Consider the following 21,457-nt stretch of genomic DNA (forward strand, 5'->3'; position numbering starts at 1 on the left):
TCCACTATATTGCCAAGTACATTGGTTATTCCAAAATAGAAGGAAACTACATTATCGAATAGAAAAGCTACAATTAATTATTAATAAAATAGAAGAAAAAATAGGATGCACCCAATCAAAAGAAGAAAGGGTAGCATCCTATTATTTTGTCTTCAACATGAGATCTAAAGATTTTTGTAATTCAGCCAATTGTTTTTCGTCAGTACAATTGGAATTACGACGAATATTTTGTGCGATAACCAATTTCATAGCTTTATCAACACTAGACTTAACAGCAGACAATTGCATAAGGACTTCATTACAAGCCTTACCTTCGTCCATCATCCTAAGTACAGCATCAAGTTGACCACGAGAACGTTTAAGACGACTAATAATCTTTTTACTAGCGACTTCTTCGGGCGTTTGTGTCATAAGTAACCTCCCAAATTGATTTCATGTTCCAATTATACCTATGCGGGTACCGGGTAGCAAATAATTGCTTTATTTTTTCTACAATCATTGATAAAACAAAATAGTTGCCAAAAATTACCCTAGGGGGTATATTATTTTACATAGATATGAGAAGGAGATTGAATGATGGCTAATATTACAGAATTATCAGATAAGACATTCAATGACGAGACAAGCAAAGGCCTAGTCATTACAGATTTTAATGCAGACTGGTGTCCTCCATGTAAAATGATGAACCCAATTCTTGAAAAGTTATCATCAACAGATGAGTTAGGCGACAAGATTAAATTTACATCAATGAATGTAGATCATAATCCAGACACACCAAATAACTTTGGAATTCAAGGAATCCCTACATTTATCATCAAGAAAGATGGTAACATAGTAGGACGCATGGTTGGATATCAACCAGAGGAGAAGTTCCGATTAGAGTTAGAGAAATATATGTAGAGAGTGGAGCAAAGGCGTTCAGCTCCTGAGGACTGAGATAGTTGGTCTTGCACAGGAATCTGATTTGCATAGCTCGTTTGCACTATACATGGTTATTTAAAATAGAACTAATTGACTCCAGAATAAAAAGTTTCTCCAAAGAAATTGTTAAACCAATAAATATAAAGACTACTTAAATATAAATATAAGAAATACACTAAAATTAGACGAATATAAGTAATAAATTATGGGCAAATCAGTAGGCGGGTTTGTCTATTTTTTTGTCCTAAAAAGGTACTATTGGTACGTAAATAAATAGAAAATTTTCTTGTAATCGATTACAAGTGCTGGTGCTATAATGATCCTGAAAAATATATAGAGGCGATTATTATGATGCAATTTGGAAAAAAAGTAAATTTCAGACCATTATTAATTAGTTTGTTTGTTGGCTTTATACCTGGAAATGTTGCTTATGTGTTCTTTCAAAATGGCTGGGTAGGTCTCTTTGTTGGGCTTTGTTTCTTTAGTATTATATTTTTTGCTCACTATTATCCTGAGCTACCCGAATTGTTCAGTTACTGGCAATTCGATGGGGAAACTCTTAAATACAATAATATGGCTAGTCCTAAAAAGAGATTAGTTATGATGTTTTTTCCAAGCTTTGCCAAAATGGATACCGTCAAGAAATCTCAAATAAAGTTGGTTAAATTAATGGGGGATGTTAAAAATCAAACAGAACTTCCTTCAATGGTTCCATTTTCTAATGCTTATAGTATTTTCTATTCACGTTTATCAATGATGAAGAATCCTGTAGGCATCGAGATTACAACTACTGATGATAAAAAGATCTATTTGAACGCCGCCAGGGATTATGCTTATGATAAGGAAAAAATAGTTAAGGAAATTAATAGTTTTATGGGTGATTTTTCAAGTTTAAAGAGTGTATGAGAAGATAGTTTGATTTGCTCAAATCATTACGAATACTTTGAATTTGACCGTCTTTCATCAGTAAAACGTGGTATATTGTCATATAGAAAAACGGTTACATAGTTTATTCAAAGGGATGATGAATAATGGATGATGTACCAAAGACGGTTGGACAAATAAGTTGGTTCGAGGGGGAAATTATTACCATTGATTTTGGTCGATCAGTTCAATTCGATCCAAAACAATATTCGGAACTAACTGACTTGGGGCGTTGGATAGATGCTGATGATCTATCGAAATTTTATTTAGTTAAAAAGGCTGAGGCAATCTTTCCAGATGATACCATTAATCAAGTTTTAGGTAGATTGAACTTGAATGGTTATGAATTGATTCATAGCAATGCCACATACGCATAGGCGAAGCGCCTTCAAGTATTAAGGAAAATAAGAGCAGGTAATCACACTTGATTACCTGCTCTTATTTGTTATTGGAAAGTTACATATCTTTGATCCCAAATATTTTCGAAAAATGAAATTGTGTCTTCGGCAATCATATAATTGTTGTCAAAAGTGGTTGTCATATCATGTTCCATGATGATTTTGTATCCCAATCCATGTGCCATGATAATTGTGGCATTACAACAATATTCCGTTTGGGCACCACAGACTTCAATTGTTTTGATGCCATTATCTTTAAGAACTTTCTCTAAATCAGTTTTGTAAAAGGCGTTGGGGTGGGTTTTCTCGACAATTTTGTCGTTATCTTTTCGATCCAGTTTGTCAGATAAATTCCACAGATCACTGTCACGCTCTAGGTCCTGATCATGATGCTGAATAAAAATAATAGGTAAATTGGCTTGTCGATATTCCTTGATGCGTTGATTGATATTATTGATTAAATCATTGAAATTGTAACTGTATTGGAGAGCTTTCTGCATATCTATAACTAAAAGTGCTTCCGCCAATTTTGGCATAAGACCACTTCCCCTAAAGTTTTTTATAACTTGAGACTAACATTAACGCAATCGATATGAAAGCGATATCCGTTGCTTTTCATCGCATTAAAAAATTGGCGGCTGTGATTAATTCGTTTTATAATGAGGAATAATAAATTTTAAGGTAAAAAAATGAAAAAATTAAAAATAGTTTCTATTATTATAGGTGTAATTCTTGTTATCGTTCTAGCAATAGGGGGAGTCTTTACCTATCGAACTCAGCAGGCGTTGAAATCCTTGGATACAAACAAAAATAGTGTTTCTAAGAAAATCAGTCAGGGTAAACCTTTTTCTATCTTACTTTTGGGGGCCGATACAGGTGCTGATGGTCGTGTTGATCGTGGTAACTCGGATACAATGATGTTATTGACTTTGAATCCAAAGAAAAAGAATACCGTTGCCTATTCGATTCCACGTGATGCTTTGGCTGAAATGGTCGGTGATAAGCAAAAAAATGTTCAGAAAATAAATGCAGCATACAATATTGGTCTCTCCGATATGGCTAAAAATACAGTTGGTAGTTTATTGGGTGTGCCAGTTGATTATCATGTTGCAATCAACATGGATGCATTAAAGAAGACAGTCGATTTTGTTGGTGGTGTAACCGTCAAAAGTGATTTGAAAGTTTCCTTTGATGGCGTAACGATTCCTAAAGGGACACATCATTTGAATGGGAAGCAAGCATTAACTTATGCTCGGATGCGTTATCAAGACCCACGTGGTGACTATGGCCGTCAAGTTAGACAGCAACAAGTTTTAAAAGCCGTCGTTGATAAGTTAGAATCACCAAAATATTTAGTGAAAATTCCAGATTTAATTACGGATTTAGGAAAAGATATAAGTACAGATTTAACTTCAAAAGAAATTGATGAGATTATTTTGAAGTATCATAGTAGTGCTGACAATATGGATTTTAATCAGATTCAGGGCAAAACGGCTTGGATCAATCAAAGCTCTTATCAAATCTTACCAACTTCAACTATGCAAAATGCTTCTAATAATTTAAGAGACAATTTAGGTTTGGAGCCTCAAACTTTGAGTAATACTGAAACGAAACTGAATGCTAAAAACAAAAAATTCTTCGCGAACGAAGATGATATTGACTATGATACATTCGGCTTGGATACAACGCATTATACTGATAGTACATATTAGAAAATTAAAAATTAAATAAAAAACAACGACATCTATTCAGAATATAATCTTCTGCGTATTAATACGGGAAGAACAAATTCTTATAATAGATGTCGTTTTTTTAATATTAAGAAATATTTATAACGTTATATCGGCGGTGATTGAGCTGGTTTTATATGGGAAACGTGATTCGGAAATTTCAAATGGTTGACCATCGTCAAGATAGCTTAACTGACGAATTACCAAAACAGGCTGTTCGATTTTAGTAGCAATACCAGTTTCAACATCTTCTTGAGAAGCAGCTCCGGCACTAATGATTCTATGGCTACCTTCAATACTTAATCCATCTTTTTGGAGATGAGCATAAATGGAACCTTCTAGAACCTTTTCCGTCAAAGTGGTAATAGAAGTAGGCATAACAGTGTGTTCATATGCGAATACTTCTCCATTAACAAACCGTACACGACAAATGACATAAACTGGTTCGGTTGGTGCAATGATTAGTTGGTTAGCTTCCTTAGCAGTAGGGATACGAGCCGATAGTTCCAAAACCTTACTAGTAACTTTTTTACCTTGATTAGTTAAGGTAGCACCAAACGGTTTATCAATAGGGGAAACTTTACCGAATTTACTAGAATTGATTTCGGGACTGTAATCCTTTCGGACAAAAGTTCCGGAACCTCTTTTTGAATAAACCATACCTTCAACGATTAAAAGCTGTAGAGCCTTGTGGACCGTTATTCTTGTTGTGTTGTAATCTGTTGCAATTTGATTTTGGTCGGGCATCAATTCTCCAGGTGCGTATTTACCGGAATTGATCTCTTTTCTTAAACCGTCAGCAACTTCCTTATATTTGTACGCCATGATATCTTCTCCTAAAACTCACTCTTCACCCTAAGTTTATCATTAAAATAAAAGTTTTTCGCTTTATTTTAAAAGTATATACTTTTAAAAAATAAAGTGTTTACATTGAAAAAAATATTGTATACCGTAAACGTATTCAAAAAACTTGGGGTGAAAAAAATGACAAATAAATTACCGGAAAATTTCTTCTGGGGTAATTCAACTTCAAGTATGCAAACTGAGGGTGCTTGGAATGTCGGTGGTAAAGGTAAATCCGTTTATGATGTGAGACCAGCTACAGAGAATTCTTCTGATTGGCACGATGCTATTGATGAGTATCATCGTTACAATGAGGATTTTGATTTGATGGCCAAGCAAGGAATGAATTGCTACCGTTTCCAAATTTCTTGGAGCCGTGTAAATCCTACTGGCGATGGTGATTTCAATGAAGAGGGCATTGAATTCTATAATGAGTTGATTGATGCTTTGTTAGCCAAGAATATTACACCGATGATTTGTTTGTATCATTTCGATATGCCATTGAATTTGGCCGAGAAATATAATGGATTTTTGTCACGTCATGTGGTGGATGCATTTGTTCGTTATAGTACTGAAATGGTTAAACGTTTTGGTGATCGTGTGAAATATTGGATTACATTTAATGAACAAAATCTTTATTCAATGAGTGAAGCTTTCAGAATTGCTGGCTATTTAAAGGGCGATGAGACTGATGATGAGTTGTATCAAATCAGTCATCACGTTATGTTGGCTCATGCAGGTGTTGCTAATTACATTCATGAGAATACGGATTGTCAAATTGGTGGGATGTTGGCATACAGTGAGGTCTATCCAGCATCACCAAATCCTAAAGATATTTTGTACGCTCGTCAAATCAATGAGTTTCTTAATCGTAATTTGTTGGACGTATTCGTTTATGGACGTTATTCAAATGAAGTTTTGACCTTTGTCAAAAATCACCACATTAATATGGATTATCAACCAGATGATGATAAAGTTTTAATCAAAGTAACATCCGATTTCATTGCTTTCAGTTATTATCGTAGCGATACGATCAGTTCTGAAATGGTTCCTGAAGGAACTATTCCAAATTATTACCTTGATAAAGGAGTCAAGAAGAATCCTTTCTTAGAGACATCAGAATTTGGTTGGCAAATTGATCCATTAGGTTTCAGAGATATTTTGACAAAAGTCTACAACGAATATGGTGTACCAATGTTCCCAATTGAAAATGGAATCGGTGTTCGTGAAGAATTCGATGGCAGCAAAATTGAGGATGACTATCGAATTAAATATCACCGTGACCATATTCAAGCTATGGAAGATGCAATTTTTGAGGACGGCGTTGAAGTTCTAGGCTACTTGGGGTGGGGGTTAATTGATATCCCTAGTTCAAGTGGAAATATGGACAAGCGTTACGGAACGGTTTACGTCAACCGTACGAACCATGATCTCAAGGATATGAAACGTGTGCCAAAGAAGAGTTATTGGTGGTTGAAGCACGTTATCAAAACTAATGGAGGTGATTTAGCAGATTTGAAGTAATTAACTGATTTAAAAAACTTTTTCGGGAGCGAAAGTATGTCATTACAGAATTCAAAAGCTGCAGATAAGTTTGCGACCTTTGCAGCCAAAATGGGTGCCCAAATTCATTTACGTTCATTACGTGATGCGTTTGCCACTATCATGCCGCTATATATTCTTGCTGGATTAGCGGTTCTATTAAATAACACGGTCTTTACTTGGATCTTTAAAGGTAAGACATTATTGCATGTTCAATATTGGGGAACCTTATTGAGTAATGCGACACTAAATATTTCAGGTATTTTAATTGCAGCTATGATTGGTTACTGTTTAGCTAAAAACAGACGTTTTGACAATCCAATTTCTGCTGCATTGGTATCAATGTCTGCTTTGGTAACTATGATGCCAAATACAGTTAAATTAATTCCAGATGGTGCTAAAAAAGCAGTCGATGTTTCAGCTGTTTTACCATTTACTAATCTAGGTACAGGAGCAATGTTTGCCGGTGTTATCGTTGGTTTGATTGCTACTGAAGCCTTTGTCAGAATCTCTAGAATTAAGAAGTTACAAGTTCATTTAGGTGAAAATGTTCCACCAGCTGTTGGTAAATCATTCGATGTTTTGATTCCTATGATCATCGTCTTATCATGCTCAGCGATTATTTCAGCACTACTTTACAATTTATCAGGAATGAATTTGATCAACTTGATCACAACATTCATTCAAGAACCACTCCGTCACATTGGAACAGGTATCTGGGGAGTTATCATTCTTTACTCACTAGGTAACTTACTTTGGTTATTCGGTATTCACCAATCAGTTATTTACAGTTCAATTCTAGAACCACTTTTGATCATCAATATTACACAAAATATTGCCGCATATAATGCCGGTAAAGCAATTCCTAATATTATCAATGTTTCCCAAGTTCAAACTTACGGTTTGATGGGTGGTTCTGGTTCAACACTTTGTTTACTAGTTGCTACATTCCTAGTTGGACACAGTGCTGTAACTAAGAACGTTGCTAAATTATCAATTGCACCTGGATTCTTTAACATCAACGAACCTGTTATCTTCGGTTATCCAATCGTTTATAATATTTCACTAGCTATTCCATTTGTACTTGTACCTGTTATGGGTCTTGTAATTAGTTATGTAACAACTGTTTTAGGTTGGATGAGCCCATGTGTTATCCAAGTTCCATGGACTACGCCAATTGGATTCAGTGCCTTCCTAGCTACTGCAGGTGACTGGCGTGCTGTTGTTATTCAATTGATTACCTTTGTATTAGGCGTTCTAGTATACATTCCATTCGTTATGATCAACGATAAGGTTCTTTCAAAAGAAAACCAAGGTATGGACGTCAAAGAAGCTTAGTTAAATATTTCTTAACTTATACTCTATGAATTTTTTAAATTCATAGAGTATTTTTTTGCTTAAAAAAGCTAATCAATTTGATGAATAATACGTGAAACTAATATGCCATTTGCAATAAATATTAGTAATGAATAAGTAAGTAGCTATTTTTATGATATTAATTATTAGAGAATGTACGTTTTAAAATTTGAACAAAGTTTTATCTACATGATGAAATTTTCAAATTAATTAAAGGCCGTTTGATTTGTTGGTAGGCTTCATATGAGCTCTTCAAAAAAATTATTATGAAAATAGCAATTCTAAATTTTATGAAAAAGGTTTGTGATTAATATATGTATATTAGTAAAAGATTAATATGATCGTATTTAAGATTAAAATTCTTAAATTCAAATTAATGAGTGATAAGTGACAAAGCCTATGGCAAATAAGAAAGACAGGCGTTTATTAATCGTGAACACTTCGAAGAATCACTATTTCCGTTTAAAATAGCAATGTGAGCTATGTCACAAAATACTATTGATTTTTGTAAATGTAACCGTTATCATGAAAATGAATCGATGGAAAAGGAGAAAATAATGTAGCGATGGTAGGTGTTATTAAAGAATAAAGGGTATGAAGAACCTTCTATAAAGAATTGAAATCATTGCTGAAGAATTAAGCATTCTTTCTACAGTGGTTTTGGAATCACATAAATTGGAGGGAGGAACTTGAGATGAAAAAGAGCTTATCTCAGTCTGCTTATGGTGGCATATCGGGTGAAAAATATGTACCGTATGTGACTGATAAAGATAATCATGGTGGCAGCTCAGTTGTAATGATCATGGGTGCCATATTAGCAGTTATTTTTGCCGCTTCAACAGCATATTCAGGTATGAAAGCTGGATTAACCGTTGCGGCTGGTATTCCTGGATCAATTATTGGATCAGGACTTATTGCCGCTTTTGCTAAAAAGAAGGGCATGCTGGGGAAGAATTTATTACAAGGAATGTCTAGTGGTGGTGAATCAATCGCCAGTGGAATGATTTATGTTTTACCCGCCATTATTATTATTGGTGGTCGTGTCAACTTCATTGCAGGAGTTTTAGTTGGAGCTTTGGCTGTATTATTTGCAATTGGTACAGCTTCATTAGTTGAAAATTATTTAGTAGTTGAAGAACACGGAAAATTAGTTTATCCAGAATCGATGGCCATTTCAGAAGCCTTAGTTGCTTCCGAAGCTGGTGGTGATTCTTTGAAATTCATGGGAATTGGTTTTGGTATTGGTGGTTTATTGACGCTTTTAACAACACAAGTTTTCGGTTGGGTCAATAGTACGATCACTTATGTAGGTAATTCCTTCTATCGTTGGAAGATGTCGACAGAAGTTAATCCCATGTTAGCCGGTATTGGATTTGTTGTAGGACTGGATGTTGCTTTGACGATGTTTGCTGGTTCGATTCTATCCAACTTCGCGATAACTCCGTTAATTGCTAACTTTACTCAAATGGCAACTAATAATGCGAAGGATTGGAATGATGTAACAGTTCTTGTTAACCAGATGGGCGTTGATCAAGTTGCCGGTTCCTATTCGAAATATATTGGTGCTGGTATAATGCTTTGCGGTGGTATTGTCGGAGCTGTTAAGTTGATTCCAGTTATTGTTACATCCATTAAGAAAACTTTGAATGCCAGAAACGGTGGTAATGATGATCGTAACATGTTAGGTATTTGGTCATTAGTAATCGCTGTTGTTGCAATTTTTGTTGTTGGTTTCTTCGTTTCTGGTAACATCGCTATGGCTATTGCTGGTGGAATTCTTTCTATTATTTTGGCATTACTATTCGTTATTGTATCTGCTAGATTAGCCGGAACGATTGGTTGTTCAAATGCACCGGTTTCAGGAATGACAATTGCTTCATTAGTTATCATGACATTAGTCTTTGTTATCTTTGGATGGAAGAGTAATGCTGATAATCAGATCCTTCTATTGTTTGGTGTCTTCATTGTTACCGCCATTTCTGTTGGTGGTGCTTATATGCAGACTCAAAAAGTTAGTTTCGTTATCGGTGGTAATAAGAATGAAATGATGAAATACTTCATGATCGCCGCAATGATTGGTGTTATCGTGGTTGTTGGTACTACCGTTATTCTTGAACCTCAACTAAAGATTACAGGTTCAAATCCACCATTCGGTATGCCACAAGCAAACTTGATTGCTACTTTGACAACTGGAATCATGTCAGGAAATCTTCCTTGGATCATGATCATTATCGGAGTTGTCATGGCGATTGTTTGTTGGATGTTAGGTCTATCAATTATGACAGTTGCCTTAGGATTTTATCTACCAATTTCAACAACTTCAATTATCCTAGTTGGTGCTTTGATCAAATTATTAATTGATAAAGTAACAAAAGATAAAGAGTTGAAGAATAGACGTATCCAAAGTGGTGTCAGTTTATCATCAGGTTTAATCGCCGGTGGTTCAATTATTGGATTGATCGGAATCATCCTACATGTTACAGGGGTACTTGGAGACAAGACTCCAGCCGGCTTTGCTGGTAGTAATGAAATGGGCTTGATTTTGTTAGCAGTCTTGATTATTGCTATTATCATTCCATTGTTAAATATCAAAAAGGAAGCAAAATAAGTAAGGGGCGATGAAAATGGCTAAACGTCCAGAGTTAACTGAAGAAGATTTGAAACACATGGTATTTCAGAAAAATCCTGAAGTAACCTATAAGAGAAAAGCAGGGATTATAACAATTGTTCGGGAACAGAATCATCCGATTCAAAAATTTTTCCGTAAATTGCATATGCATATTCCTGAAGAGTCTTATCTAGAAATGGATGAGTATGGCAGCTATGTTTTCACTAAGGTTAATGGACGTCGTAACGCCTATGAAATTGGTAAAGAGCTCGCTGAAAAGTTTCCAGATACTGATAAATATCGTTACACAAGATTAGTTTTATTTTTGCAACAAATTGAGAGTGTCGACCACCTAATAGAACGAGTATCATAATAATTAAATAATCATAATTTTTATTAATGGGGGATATTAAAATGACAGATCGTATTGAATTATCAGCATGTACATCAATCATGGTTGGTAAGAAAGCTTCAATGGATGGAGCAACTTATATTTCAAGAAACGAAGATCGATTGAATGCTATTTATAGAAAGCGTATCATCGTTCAACCAGCTGTTTCTGGACGTGACGCAACTTATGTTTCACCATACAATAAGATGACAGCACCATATCCTACAAGTGGCTACCGTTACACATCAACACTTGATGCTGATCAAAGTACAGGTCCTAATGAAGAAGATGGTTTCAACGAAAAGAACGTTGGTATGAGTGCTACAGAAAGTGTTTATGCCAATGAAAAAGTTTTAGCTTTCGATCCATATGTTAAAAATGGACTAGCTGAAGATTCACTAGCAACATTAGTTTTGCCATACATTAATTCAGCTCGTGATGGAGTTAAATATCTTGGTAGATTAGTTGCTAAGTATGGTTCTGCCGAAGGTAACGGACTTCAATTCAATGATAAAGATGAAGTTTGGTACATGGAAGTAGTAACAGGACATCAATGGGTTGCTGTACGTATTCCTGATGACTGTTATGCCGTAGCCGCTAACCAAGTAGCTATTCAAGATATCGATTTTAATGACCCTGACAACTATATGTGGGCTGACGGAATTCAAGAGTTTGTTTCAGAACATAACTTGAATCCAGACTTTGATCGTTGGGACTTCAGACATATCTTCGGAACAGATACTGAGAAGGATCATCATTACAACACACCAAGAGTATGGTTTGCACAACGTTATTTGAATCCATCAATTGAACAAGATCCAGAATCAGCTGAACTACCATTTATCAGAAAAGCTGAAAAGAAGATTGCCGTTGAAGACATTCAATATCTATTGAAGTCACATTACAATGAAACAAAATATGATCCACTAGGTAGTGGTAGCGAGCATGACAAGAAGACATACCGTGCTATTTCACTATCAAGAACAGCAAATTCTCACATTCTTCAAATGAGAGATTCAGACAAGAATGGAGCTGCTGGAGTAGAGTGGACAGGATTTGGAATTCCAAGCTTCTGCCCACAAGTACCATTCTTTACAAATGCTAATGATATTGATGAATCATACAGTTATACACCAGAGAAGATGGATTTAAAGAGTGCATATTGGATGTATGAAGCTTTAGCAATGGTAGTAGAAAGCCATTATAAGGAATTTGTAGAACCAAACTTGGATTATCAAAAAGCCTTATCAGAATGGGCAAGAAGAAAGATTGCTGCAGTAGATGAAAAAGCGGTTAAGATGACAGGAGATGCCTTAACAGATTATCTAACAGAGCAAAACCATGAGATTGTAAAACATTACAATGAAGAGACAATGAAACACCTAGCAGATTTGGTAACACAAGGAACAGAATTAAGTAAACTAACATTCAAGATGGATCCAAATCTATAGAGAGCATAACAGGGCGGTTAGACTACGAGGATTTGCCTAAGTCCTGGAATCACCCGCGAACCGTGCGAGTAATTTCAAGACTGTAGCAAACCGGAAGGAATTGGCCTGCACAGCTCGTTTCCACTATCAAACATAGAACCATGGTTGTAAAAAAAACAGAAGAATGATTATTCCAAACAGAGCCAACAATCCCGGACAAAACCAAGAATTCATAACATATCAAAATCCTTCAATCCAAAATTAAAGATAAGACATAGATAACACTTGCGTTTAAAAAGAGCTCTGTAAGAAATAGACGCAGTAAGAATAATCATTCTATCTAAAAACAAAAAAACGGCAAATGTTGTATCAAACATTTGTCGTTTTTTCTTTTCAGAAAATACTAATCGTAATAAAATAGTGATGAATTTAACAAATAAAAAATGTAAACTTATAAATAATATGGTAAATCGGGAGTAATTTATATGAAAGAATTACGTTTTAAAAGTGTTTTCGACATAATTGGACCGGTTATGGTGGGCCCAAGTAGCTCACATACTGCGGGTGCAGCCAGAATTGGTAAAGTTGTTCATGATATTTTTGGTGAGAAACCTGACAGAGTAACTATCTATTTATATGAATCTTTTGCTAAAACTTATCGAGGTCATGGAACTGATGTTGCTTTAGTTGGTGGGCTTCTTGGTATGGAACCAGATGATAAAAGATTGGCAGATTCTTTAAAGATAGCTTATGAACAAGGAATCAAAGTTGCTTTTGTTCCAAAGAGTGACAAAGTTGATCATCCTAATACAGCTAAAATTAGATTAGTTAAAGGTGATCATGATTTAACTGTGACGGGGGTTTCTATTGGTGGAGGAAATATTCAAATTTCAGAAATCAACGGTTTTAAGATGTCACTTAGTTTAGGAACACCAACCTATATCACGGTACATCAAGATGTTGCTGGGATGATTGCTAAAGTTACTGACGTTTTCTCAAATTTTGACATTAATATCGGAACTATGACTGTTACTAGAACTTCTAAAGGTGAGAAGGCCATCATGATCATTGAAGTTGATGAACGTCGTCAACGTGATGAAATTTTACAGAAATTACGTGTATTACCAAACGTTGATAATGCTACATATTTTGAATAGGAGTAACACTGATGTTTTATACAATTAAAGAATTAGTCAAACAAAGTGCTGGTTATGATTCTGTCGCTGACCTAATGGTACAAACAGAAATGGAAAATACTGATCGTAGCAAGGAATTTATTCGTTCAACGATGGAACATAATCTGGAAGTTATGGAAAACTCTATTAAAGAAGGCGTTGCTGGTGTTAAATCGGTAACCGGTTTAACTGGTGGTGATGCTAAAAAGATGAATGCTTATATCGAAAAAGGGGATTTTTTGAGTGGCAAACCAATTTTGGAAGCTGTTCGAAATGCGGTGGCTGTCAATGAAGTCAATGCCAAGATGGGCTTGATCTGTGCGACTCCAACCGCTGGTAGTGCCGGTGTTTTAGCTGGCGTTCTAGTAGCGACTAGAGATCGACTCCATCTAACTCGAGATCAACAAGTTGATTTCTTATTTACTGCTGGAGCTTTTGGATTGGTAATTGCTAATAATTCATCAATTGCTGGTGCTGAAGGTGGTTGTCAGGCTGAAGTGGGTTCCGCTGCCGCAATGGCTTCGGCGGCCTTGGTTTGTGCTAAAGGTGGGACAGCCCAAATGGCAGCCGAGGCTATTTCCATTACTTTACAAAATATGATGGGCTTAGTTTGTGATCCTGTGGCTGGATTAGTGGAAGTACCTTGTGTTAAACGTAATGCCTTAGGGGCATCTCAAGCAATGATTTCAGCTGATATGGCCCTGGCAGGAATCACAAGTGTTATCCCAACCGACGAAGTGGTTGAAGCTATGCATCAAGTGGGACAAAGGATGCCTTCTATTTTTAAAGAAACCGCTGAAGGTGGTCTAGCAACAACACCAACAGCTTTGAAGTTAAAAAAAGAAATTTTTGGTGAATAGAAAAACGTAATTTATTAATGATGTACAAAAATCTACTATATTTTAGGAGTCTACTTTTAGATAAAAATACATATTAACTTTACGAATGTTTTATCATTTTCTACGATATCCACAGCTGAACATATGATTTGAAACTAATTTTGTGGGAAGACAAATCTCAAATAATGGCACTTAAATAGATTTTTAAAGTTGAAAGAGCAAATCTTTCAGCTTTTTTGATTATTCAGAAGTAAACTATTATATAAGAAAATTTTTTAATGGAAGGAATTTTATTAATGAAAAGACATACGCATGCAGCATGTACCTCAGTTATGGTGGGTAAAAAGGCCTCAATTGATGGTTCTAATTACATAGCTCGGAATGAAGATAATTTTGTAGCTAATTGGCCTAAGAAGTTTTATGTACAAAAGGCGGTTCAGAATCGTCATGAGACTTATGTTTCACCATACAATAAACTAACTGTTGAACTGCCAGAAAATGGTTATACGACTTCTCCAGATGCTAATCAGGATGAAGGTTATTATGAGGAAGATGGTATCAACGAAAAGAATGTAGGAATGAGTGCAACTGAAAGTGTTACTGCTAACGAAAAAGTTCTGGCATACGATCCTTTGATTGAAAACGGAGTAGCTGAGGATTCCATAACTACTTTAGTATTGCCATATATCAATTCCGCACGTGAAGGCGTTGAATATTTAGGGAATTTGATTGCTAAGTATGGTTCTACCGAAAGTAATGGTGTTGAGTTCTTTGACAAAGATGATATTTGGTATATGGAAATTGCTACAGGTCATCATTGGGTTGCTATTCGTATTCCTGACGATTCTTATGCCGTAGCCGCTAATCAAATTGGTATTGAAAAAATTGATTTTTCTGATCCAGAGAATTATATGTGGTCTGAAGGTATTCAAGAGTTCGTTGCTAAAAATAATTTGAATCCAGACTTTGATAGTTGGAATTTCAGACATATTTTTGGAACTGATACTAAAAAGGATCGTCACTACAACACACCACGTGTTTGGTACGGTCAAAAAATGTTGAATCCATCTATTGAACAGAATCCAGAATCATCTGATTTGCCATTCTTGAGAAAACCAGAGAAAAAGATTTCTGTTGAAGATATTCAAGCTATCTTGGCATCACATTATAATGAAACAAAATTCGATCCTTTGGGTAGTGGTAGTGAAGAGGACAAGAAACGTTATCGTGCAATTTGCTTATCAAGAACTATGAACTCACATATTTTGCAAATGCGTGAGACTGATAATGGTAACCAGGCAATTGAATGGAAGGGCCTAGGGATGCCTTGTTTCAGTGCTTACGTACCATTCTTTACCAATGCCAATGCAATTGATGAATCGTACAGCTTTGTACCAGAAAAAATGAATTTGGATAGTGCTTATTGGTTATACACAGCCTTGGAGTTTGTTGTGGAAAGTCACTATCAAGAATTTGTTGAACCAAACCTAGATTATCAAAAAGAATTAGCTCAATGGGCACGTCAAAAGATAGCAGAAGTGGACAAAGAGTCCCAGAATCTTTCAGGAGCTGATTTAACAGATTACTTGACTGATCAGAATAAAGTTATTGCTAAACACTTTAATGAAGCTACTAAAGCCCATCTGGCTGATTTAGCTACACAAGGAACGGAGTTAAGTAAATTAACATTTAAGATGGATCCAAATCTTTAGAGAGTGAAGCAAGGACGACCAGCTTGTTTCCATAATAACAACAAAACAACCTAGTGCAATGACCACATTTGATGGTTATCGTTCTAGGTTGTTTTTGATTTAAAAATATTATTTAACTTGATAACGTAAAATGGTTTTACGTTTATCGGGGGCTACACGTCGAGCATCTGACAAATAGATTTCACGATGAATTTTAGATGCGCGTTGCTTATTTTGTTTAGAAACAAATTGATCAATTTGTTCAAAACTAGCGGGTTCGTCATCGTAACTACCTACGTGTAAAATTTGAGCTACTTTCACTGCGGGATAAGTTTTAATCTCTAATTTATCTAATTCTGAAGGATTCTTCTTTTCTTTAACGGTCTCTAAAGCTGTAGCAATTATGTTATCTGGTACAAAATCAGGAATACGGATCATAATATCATAACTAAATTCGTTTTTATCCAGATGGTCTAGTTGCTGTCCTTTAGCGGTTAAAGACCAAACGCCTTCTAGTGGAAAAACGACATAATCGTCAAACTCTAAATTTTTATCAACGGCATATTTTCTATAAGCCGCTTTGATGCCGTAGGCTACAGGATATAGCGTCTGAATTTTCTTGCTGAATTCAGGTCCATTAGGATCACCTATGCCGTGAAGGGAAGTGAACCTCTGACTTTGAATTGATAAAATTTGAGGATTTCTTTTAGTTGAATATAATTCTTTTTCTTGTTTGCGCCATTCATATTTCATGAAAGTTGGCCTCCAGAATACTGTTTAAAATGTATTCTATACTTTTATCATTGGGTAGCCAATGGTGTCTTTGACGTTTCTGTTTGTTGTTGTAGAGCAATCAAAGCAGAACCGCTACTGATAGTTTCATCTGGTTCGGATTCGATACGGAAGTAGTCTTTACTATTAGTAATGATGACCATGACGGTATCATCGAGTCCCTTATCTTGGATGACTTTAGGATCAAAGGTACCTAATAGATCACCTTTAGCGACTTCTTGATTCATTTTAACGGCAGTAGTAAAACCTTTTCCATTTAAAGAAACTGTATCAATACCAATGTGGACTAATATTTCAATACCGCTATCAGTTGTTAATCCATAAGCATGACCGGTCTCAGCCACAACGTTTAACTTACCCGATTGGGGAGCGTAAATGTTGATTTTTCCAGTTGCCTTAGGTTTGATAGCAATTCCTTCACCCATCATCTTAGATGAAAAAACAGGATCGTTGACAGTTTTCAAATCGACGGTTTGACCATCAATCGGTGCATAAACAGTATTATCTTGAACAGGATCTTTATCTTTAGTATCAGCTACTAAGATTTCCTTTGGAATAGCAAACATATTAGTAGCAATAAATGCTATTACAACGGTTAATAAAGAAACAATTGTGTAAATGATTAAATCACGAGCATTGTAAATGTACATTAGATAAGAAGGTACAACGGCCAATCCATATGAGTTGGCAGCGACTTTGAAAATACTTAGAATAGCTGCACTGAAGCCGCTAGTTAGGACTGTGACAATCAATGGTCTGAAGTTGTATCTAATAAGAATACCAAAAAGCGTTGGTTCAGAAACACCGAATAGTTGTGATGAAAAGGCTCCAACAAAGGTTGCTTTAGCTTTTTTAGATTTAGTCCTCATAATCATAGCCAGAGCAACACCAACATTGGCAAAGCCATACATAGCTTCCAAAACAATTAATGGGTTCAAATGAGTTGCGGCTAGAAGTGATGTTTCGATAGCAATCATCATTTGATGAATACCAACTAGGACCATTAGTGGATAGGCAGCACCAATCAAGAAACCACCAATACCAAATGGTAAACCAATAACACCTTCGACACCGGCAACCATGAGATTTTCAATCCAATGAACAATAGGTCCAACGCCAAGAATCATGATACCAAAAGTTAAAAGCATGGTTAAAAAGGGCGTGATAATCTGATCTAACACATTAGGAACATGTTTGTGGAAATAATTTTCCATTTTGGCACCAATAAAACCAGCAACTAAAGCAGTTAAAACAGATCCTTGACTACCAATAACGGGGATGTGACCGAAAAGCATAATAGCTTTAGCAGAACCACCGGCAACATCATAGGCATTTGGTAGATTAGGTGAGACAAGCATCAAACCAATAACGATACCAATGATGGGAGTTCCTTTGAAGTATCTGAAAGTGGACCAAACAATTAAAGCTGGTAAAAATGAGAAGACAGTTCCAGTTAAAACAGATATTACGGTATTGACGTTAGCAGGAATATCTGATGGAACGGCACCGAATAACTTTAGAACTTGTGCATTAGTGAAAGCACTCTGGAGTCCTAAGAAAAGACCAGTTGCGGCAATAACCGGAATGATAGGAATGAAGATACCAGATAACATTGCCATGAATCTTTGCAATTTAGTTTTATTGGAATTATCGTCATTTTCTGTAGTATCGACGTTATCTTTTCCGTAAATAGCATTAACAGTGCCTAATTTATCTATTGCGGCATAGACATCATTAACTAGACCAGTACCGATAATAACCTGATATTGACCTGAACCAAAGAAGACACCTTTGACGAGATCAAGATTTTCAATTTTTTTATCATCAATTTGTTTGCGATTCTTAACAACGAAACGTAGTCTTGTTTGGCAATGTGTAACAGATTCAATATTGTCGACACCTACAAGGTCAACGATTTGTTGTGCTAATTTACTATAATCTTTAGCCATGGTTTTTCACCTCAATGAGAACTGCTTGATATGGAAGCAATTCCTCTGATTTTAGATCTGAATAATTGTTTAAAAGAACTTTACCTAAGGGAAGCTGAATTTGCTTAGCTTGAGAACTAAGATTGACGAATACTTGTGCGTGTTGACCGCGTTGATAAGTGATGACGCTTGAAGTGGAATTCTTGATTGGAATGAAGTCACCATTCAATAGGTCATCATTAAGTGATGAAGTCTGTCTGATTTGGATCATTGCACGATAAAAGTTCAAAATCGAAGTTTCATCTTTATCTTCAGTATGCCAATTTATTTGAGGATTATGTTTGCCTAAACCAATCCAGGTTTTGTGACCAGTATTGAACCCATCATTGATTTCATTACTCCAAGGATATGGCAGACGAGCGTTGTCACGAGAACGATCATTGACAAATTTAAGTGCCTCTTTAGCACTGAAACCCTCTTCAATAGCTCGATAATAGTTATCAGGACTAGAGATGTCATTGAATTGTTTGATAGAAGTTCTCTGCGCGTTTTGAACTCCTAGCTCTTGACCTTGATAAATGAAGGGGCAACCTCTGAGAAAAAAGAAGAGCGTTGCTAGAGCTTTAGCACCAACTTTATTGCGATAGGCGGGATCCTTAATGTACTTGTTGATACTACGTGGTTGATCGTGGTTCTCTAAGAAATTAGCACCCCAACCGTACTTTTGAATCGCCAACTGACTCTTGATAATGGCTTCATTTAATTCTTGGACAGTCCAGTTAGTTTGGTGATACCATTCTGAACCGGAACGGACATCAATGTCAGCGTAATGAAAATCAAAGATCATTGAGAAATAACCTTTTTTGCCGATGAATTTATCTAGTTGGTCGTATTGAACGCCACTAGCCTCACCAATTGTCACAGCATTAGCTGGTTTGAAGGTATGTTCATTCAACTCATTTAGAAAGACGTTAATACCGGGACGATTTTCAGCTTTACGCTTAACTTTACCTAGACCATCATTACCGTCAGGTGTAATTGAGGCAAAATCTTGATCCTTTTTGATAAAAGTGATGGCATCAATTCTGAAACCGGCAATACCTTTTTTTAGCCACCAATTGATCATGTCGTAAAGGGCAAAGCGTAATTCTTTATTTTCCCAGTTTAAGTCAGGTTGTTGTTTAGAAAAGACATGATGATAATAAAGATTGTTTTCGCCAGGTACTAATGTCCAAGAGGAACCTTTTCCAAAATTGGAACGCCAGTTGTTAGGTGGTAAATTATTTTTACCTTCTTTAAAAATATAAAAATTGCGGTAGGGACTATTGGGATTTTTAATAGCATCTTGGAACCAATAGTGTTGATTAGAAGTATGATTGAGCACTAAGTCCATAATAATTTTGATGTTCAAATCTTTGGCTTTTTGAATTAATTCATCTAAATCCTTCATAGTGCCAAACATTGGATTGATGGCCTTGTAGTCTGAAATATCATAACCATTATCGACCATTGGTGATTGATAAACTGGGGATAACCAAATAGTTGTGATTCCTAGAGTATGAATCTTGGGTAATTCTTGAATGATACCGCGAATATCACCGATACCATCGTTATTTGAATCTTTGAATGAGGCGGGATAAATTTGATAAAAAATTTCCTTCTTCCACCAATTATTATTTGTTGATAGCATAAATATTTTCTCCATTCATATATGGAATCGATTCCATATTAGTTATAAAAAAATGCTTAAGCACTTTTTCGAATTATCAATTTTAATTTTAAATCTTCATTAGTAATATTCTCAGGAACATCTTGACCTGTTAAATTTTTCAATAAGATATTAACGGCCTTGTTAGCCATAGCACTGATTGGTTGTCTAATGGTTGTTAGGGGAACGGCTGCAAAACGAGCAAATGGTTGATCATCGTAGCCGATAACAGCAATATCTTTTGGAACTGAGATATTATTTTTTTGTAGTTCATCAATTAAACCGATTGCAACTTCGTCTGAATTAGTAAAGATTGCATCTGGTAAAGTATTCTTGGAATTCTTAATGAGGTTACGTGCAATTTCTTGTCCATCGGTGGCAGTGTGCTTTTGAGAAAAAAGCCAATCCGGATCGATAGAAAGTTGGTGTTGCTTAGTAAAATCTTGAAAAGCTTTAGTTCGAGAATATCCATGACTCTTAACGGTATAGTTACCACCAGTAACGTAGACAAAATGGCGGTGTCCCTGAGTAAAGAGGTAATTTAAAGCATCAAGTGTAGCCTGATAATGGTTAAGAGTGACAGATTGAATATCTCGATATTTGTTTTCTTCATTTAATAAAATCACTTTTTGTGGATAAGCTTGGGCAAAAGAACGAACCAGCTCATGATTTTCCACAGAGGCAAGGATGACACCATCGACTTGATGGTTCTTTAACTGATCCAAAAAACGTTGTTCGGCAGCCGAATCGTCATGTGTTTGTGAAACCAAAACTTGGTATCCATATAGATTGAGTTTTCTTTCAATTGCGTCAAATAATTCAGCAAAGAAAGGGTTAGCTAATCTTGAAACAAGTACACCAATATTTTTGGTTGATTGGGAACGTAATTGAGTAGCGATAGCACTAGGTGTGTAGTCTAATTCATCAATTGCAGCCTGAATTTTTTTACGTTTATCTTCAGAAACATAAGGGTGATCGTTAAGGTAACGAGATACAGTTCCTACACCGACACCAGCTTTTTTTGCGATTTCTTTAATAGTTGCCATTTATATCTATCCTTCGTTTAATGGAATCGATTCCATGTATTAATTTAACAGAAAATTTCAAAATGTCAAGCGCTTTCAATCATGGAAATAATCAGTAAATTTTTGTATAACTTTTTAATATACCACAATTAAAAC

Annotated in this window: 19 protein-coding genes; 12 read left to right on the forward strand and 7 right to left on the reverse strand. The window is 35.7% G+C overall.

Annotation, left to right across the window (positions count from 1 at the left end):
• Nucleotides 1-141: 141 nt before the first annotated feature.
• Nucleotides 142-411: a metal-sensing transcriptional repressor gene (locus tag ACI6PB_RS01515; RefSeq protein ID WP_025084539.1), complete on the reverse strand. Its 270-nt coding sequence runs from the start codon at nucleotides 409-411 to the stop codon at nucleotides 142-144.
• 165 nt (nucleotides 412-576) lie between these two features.
• Here ACI6PB_RS01515 and ACI6PB_RS01520 point away from each other — a divergent pair, with 165 nt between their 5' ends.
• From ACI6PB_RS01520 to ACI6PB_RS01530, 3 genes are all read left to right on the forward strand, one after another.
• Nucleotides 577-900 carry a co-chaperone YbbN gene (locus tag ACI6PB_RS01520; protein WP_034543812.1) on the forward strand — a complete coding sequence of 108 codons (324 nt, stop codon included), beginning with the start codon at nucleotides 577-579 and terminating at the stop codon, nucleotides 898-900.
• Between the two features lie 369 nt (nucleotides 901-1,269).
• Nucleotides 1,270-1,827 carry a magnesium transporter gene (locus tag ACI6PB_RS01525; RefSeq protein ID WP_025084537.1) on the forward strand — a complete coding sequence of 186 codons (558 nt, stop codon included), beginning with the start codon at nucleotides 1,270-1,272 and terminating at the stop codon, nucleotides 1,825-1,827.
• Between the two features lie 125 nt (nucleotides 1,828-1,952).
• A complete protein-coding gene (locus tag ACI6PB_RS01530; protein ID WP_025084536.1) occupies nucleotides 1,953-2,222 on the forward strand; it encodes a hypothetical protein in 270 nt (89 codons plus the stop codon).
• A 68-nt stretch (nucleotides 2,223-2,290) separates the two neighbouring features.
• Here ACI6PB_RS01530 and ACI6PB_RS01535 read toward each other — a convergent pair whose 3' ends face one another.
• Nucleotides 2,291-2,779 carry a cysteine hydrolase family protein gene (locus tag ACI6PB_RS01535; RefSeq protein WP_056955826.1) on the reverse strand — a complete coding sequence of 163 codons (489 nt, stop codon included), beginning with the start codon at nucleotides 2,777-2,779 and terminating at the stop codon, nucleotides 2,291-2,293.
• Nucleotides 2,780-2,932: 153 nt separating this feature from the next.
• Between ACI6PB_RS01535 and ACI6PB_RS01540 the strand changes: the two genes are divergently transcribed.
• Entirely contained in the window at nucleotides 2,933-3,955 is a 1,023-nt protein-coding gene (locus ACI6PB_RS01540) for an LCP family protein (protein WP_404327653.1), read from the forward strand.
• A 117-nt stretch (nucleotides 3,956-4,072) separates the two neighbouring features.
• On the opposite strand, the gene ACI6PB_RS01545 is transcribed toward ACI6PB_RS01540, so the two are convergent.
• A complete protein-coding gene (locus ACI6PB_RS01545; protein WP_404327654.1) occupies nucleotides 4,073-4,798 on the reverse strand; it encodes a GntR family transcriptional regulator in 726 nt (241 codons plus the stop codon).
• A 159-nt stretch (nucleotides 4,799-4,957) separates the two neighbouring features.
• On the opposite strand from ACI6PB_RS01545, the gene ACI6PB_RS01550 reads away from it, so the two are divergent.
• The 8 genes from ACI6PB_RS01550 to ACI6PB_RS01585 all read left to right on the forward strand — a co-directional run bounded on the left by ACI6PB_RS01550 (nucleotide 4,958) and on the right by ACI6PB_RS01585 (nucleotide 15,869).
• Nucleotides 4,958-6,340 (forward strand): glycoside hydrolase family 1 protein, encoded by a 1,383-nt coding sequence (locus tag ACI6PB_RS01550; protein ID WP_404327655.1) that lies wholly within the window; start codon nucleotides 4,958-4,960, stop codon nucleotides 6,338-6,340.
• Nucleotides 6,341-6,376: 36 nt separating this feature from the next.
• On the forward strand, nucleotides 6,377-7,696 hold the full coding sequence (locus ACI6PB_RS01555; protein ID WP_025084532.1) for a PTS sugar transporter subunit IIC: 1,320 nt from the start codon (nucleotides 6,377-6,379) through the stop codon (nucleotides 7,694-7,696).
• Nucleotides 7,697-8,408: 712 nt separating this feature from the next.
• Nucleotides 8,409-10,322, forward strand: a complete 1,914-nt coding sequence (locus ACI6PB_RS01560) for an OPT/YSL family transporter (RefSeq protein ID WP_404327656.1) — start codon at nucleotides 8,409-8,411, stop codon at nucleotides 10,320-10,322.
• Between the two features lie 16 nt (nucleotides 10,323-10,338).
• Nucleotides 10,339-10,695: a PqqD family peptide modification chaperone gene (locus ACI6PB_RS01565; protein WP_025084530.1), complete on the forward strand. Its 357-nt coding sequence runs from the start codon at nucleotides 10,339-10,341 to the stop codon at nucleotides 10,693-10,695.
• Nucleotides 10,696-10,736: 41 nt separating this feature from the next.
• Entirely contained in the window at nucleotides 10,737-12,164 is a 1,428-nt protein-coding gene (locus ACI6PB_RS01570) for a C69 family dipeptidase (protein ID WP_404279258.1), read from the forward strand.
• Between the two features lie 464 nt (nucleotides 12,165-12,628).
• On the forward strand, nucleotides 12,629-13,300 hold the full coding sequence (gene sdaAB, locus ACI6PB_RS01575; protein ID WP_025084528.1) for an L-serine ammonia-lyase, iron-sulfur-dependent subunit beta: 672 nt from the start codon (nucleotides 12,629-12,631) through the stop codon (nucleotides 13,298-13,300).
• An 11-nt stretch (nucleotides 13,301-13,311) separates the two neighbouring features.
• The gene (gene sdaAA / locus ACI6PB_RS01580; RefSeq protein WP_025084527.1) at nucleotides 13,312-14,178 is read left to right on the forward strand and encodes an L-serine ammonia-lyase, iron-sulfur-dependent, subunit alpha; all 867 of its coding nucleotides are present in this window, start codon (nucleotides 13,312-13,314) and stop codon (nucleotides 14,176-14,178) included.
• Between the two features lie 275 nt (nucleotides 14,179-14,453).
• Nucleotides 14,454-15,869 carry a C69 family dipeptidase gene (locus ACI6PB_RS01585; protein ID WP_404327657.1) on the forward strand — a complete coding sequence of 472 codons (1,416 nt, stop codon included), beginning with the start codon at nucleotides 14,454-14,456 and terminating at the stop codon, nucleotides 15,867-15,869.
• 108 nt (nucleotides 15,870-15,977) lie between these two features.
• Here ACI6PB_RS01585 and ACI6PB_RS01590 read toward each other — a convergent pair whose 3' ends face one another.
• The 4 genes from ACI6PB_RS01590 to ACI6PB_RS01605 are packed head-to-tail and all read right to left on the reverse strand — an operon-like array spanning nucleotide 15,978 to nucleotide 21,322.
• On the reverse strand, nucleotides 15,978-16,601 hold the full coding sequence (locus ACI6PB_RS01590) for a GyrI-like domain-containing protein (protein WP_025084525.1): 624 nt from the start codon (nucleotides 16,599-16,601) through the stop codon (nucleotides 15,978-15,980).
• 47 nt (nucleotides 16,602-16,648) lie between these two features.
• Nucleotides 16,649-18,589, reverse strand: coding sequence for a PTS beta-glucoside transporter subunit IIBCA (locus ACI6PB_RS01595; RefSeq protein ID WP_404327658.1), 1,941 nt, complete (start codon nucleotides 18,587-18,589; stop codon nucleotides 16,649-16,651).
• A complete protein-coding gene (locus tag ACI6PB_RS01600) occupies nucleotides 18,582-20,258 on the reverse strand; it encodes an alpha-glucosidase (protein WP_056955827.1) in 1,677 nt (558 codons plus the stop codon). Before ACI6PB_RS01600 ends, ACI6PB_RS01595 begins: the two co-directional genes overlap by 8 nt.
• 56 nt (nucleotides 20,259-20,314) lie before the next feature.
• Nucleotides 20,315-21,322 carry a LacI family DNA-binding transcriptional regulator gene (locus ACI6PB_RS01605; protein ID WP_404279271.1) on the reverse strand — a complete coding sequence of 336 codons (1,008 nt, stop codon included), beginning with the start codon at nucleotides 21,320-21,322 and terminating at the stop codon, nucleotides 20,315-20,317.
• Nucleotides 21,323-21,457 lie beyond the last annotated feature (135 nt).

Origin of the sequence: Companilactobacillus paralimentarius (assembly GCF_963227125.1) — a bacterium.
GTDB classification, from domain to species: Bacteria; Bacillota; Bacilli; order Lactobacillales; family Lactobacillaceae; genus Companilactobacillus; species Companilactobacillus paralimentarius.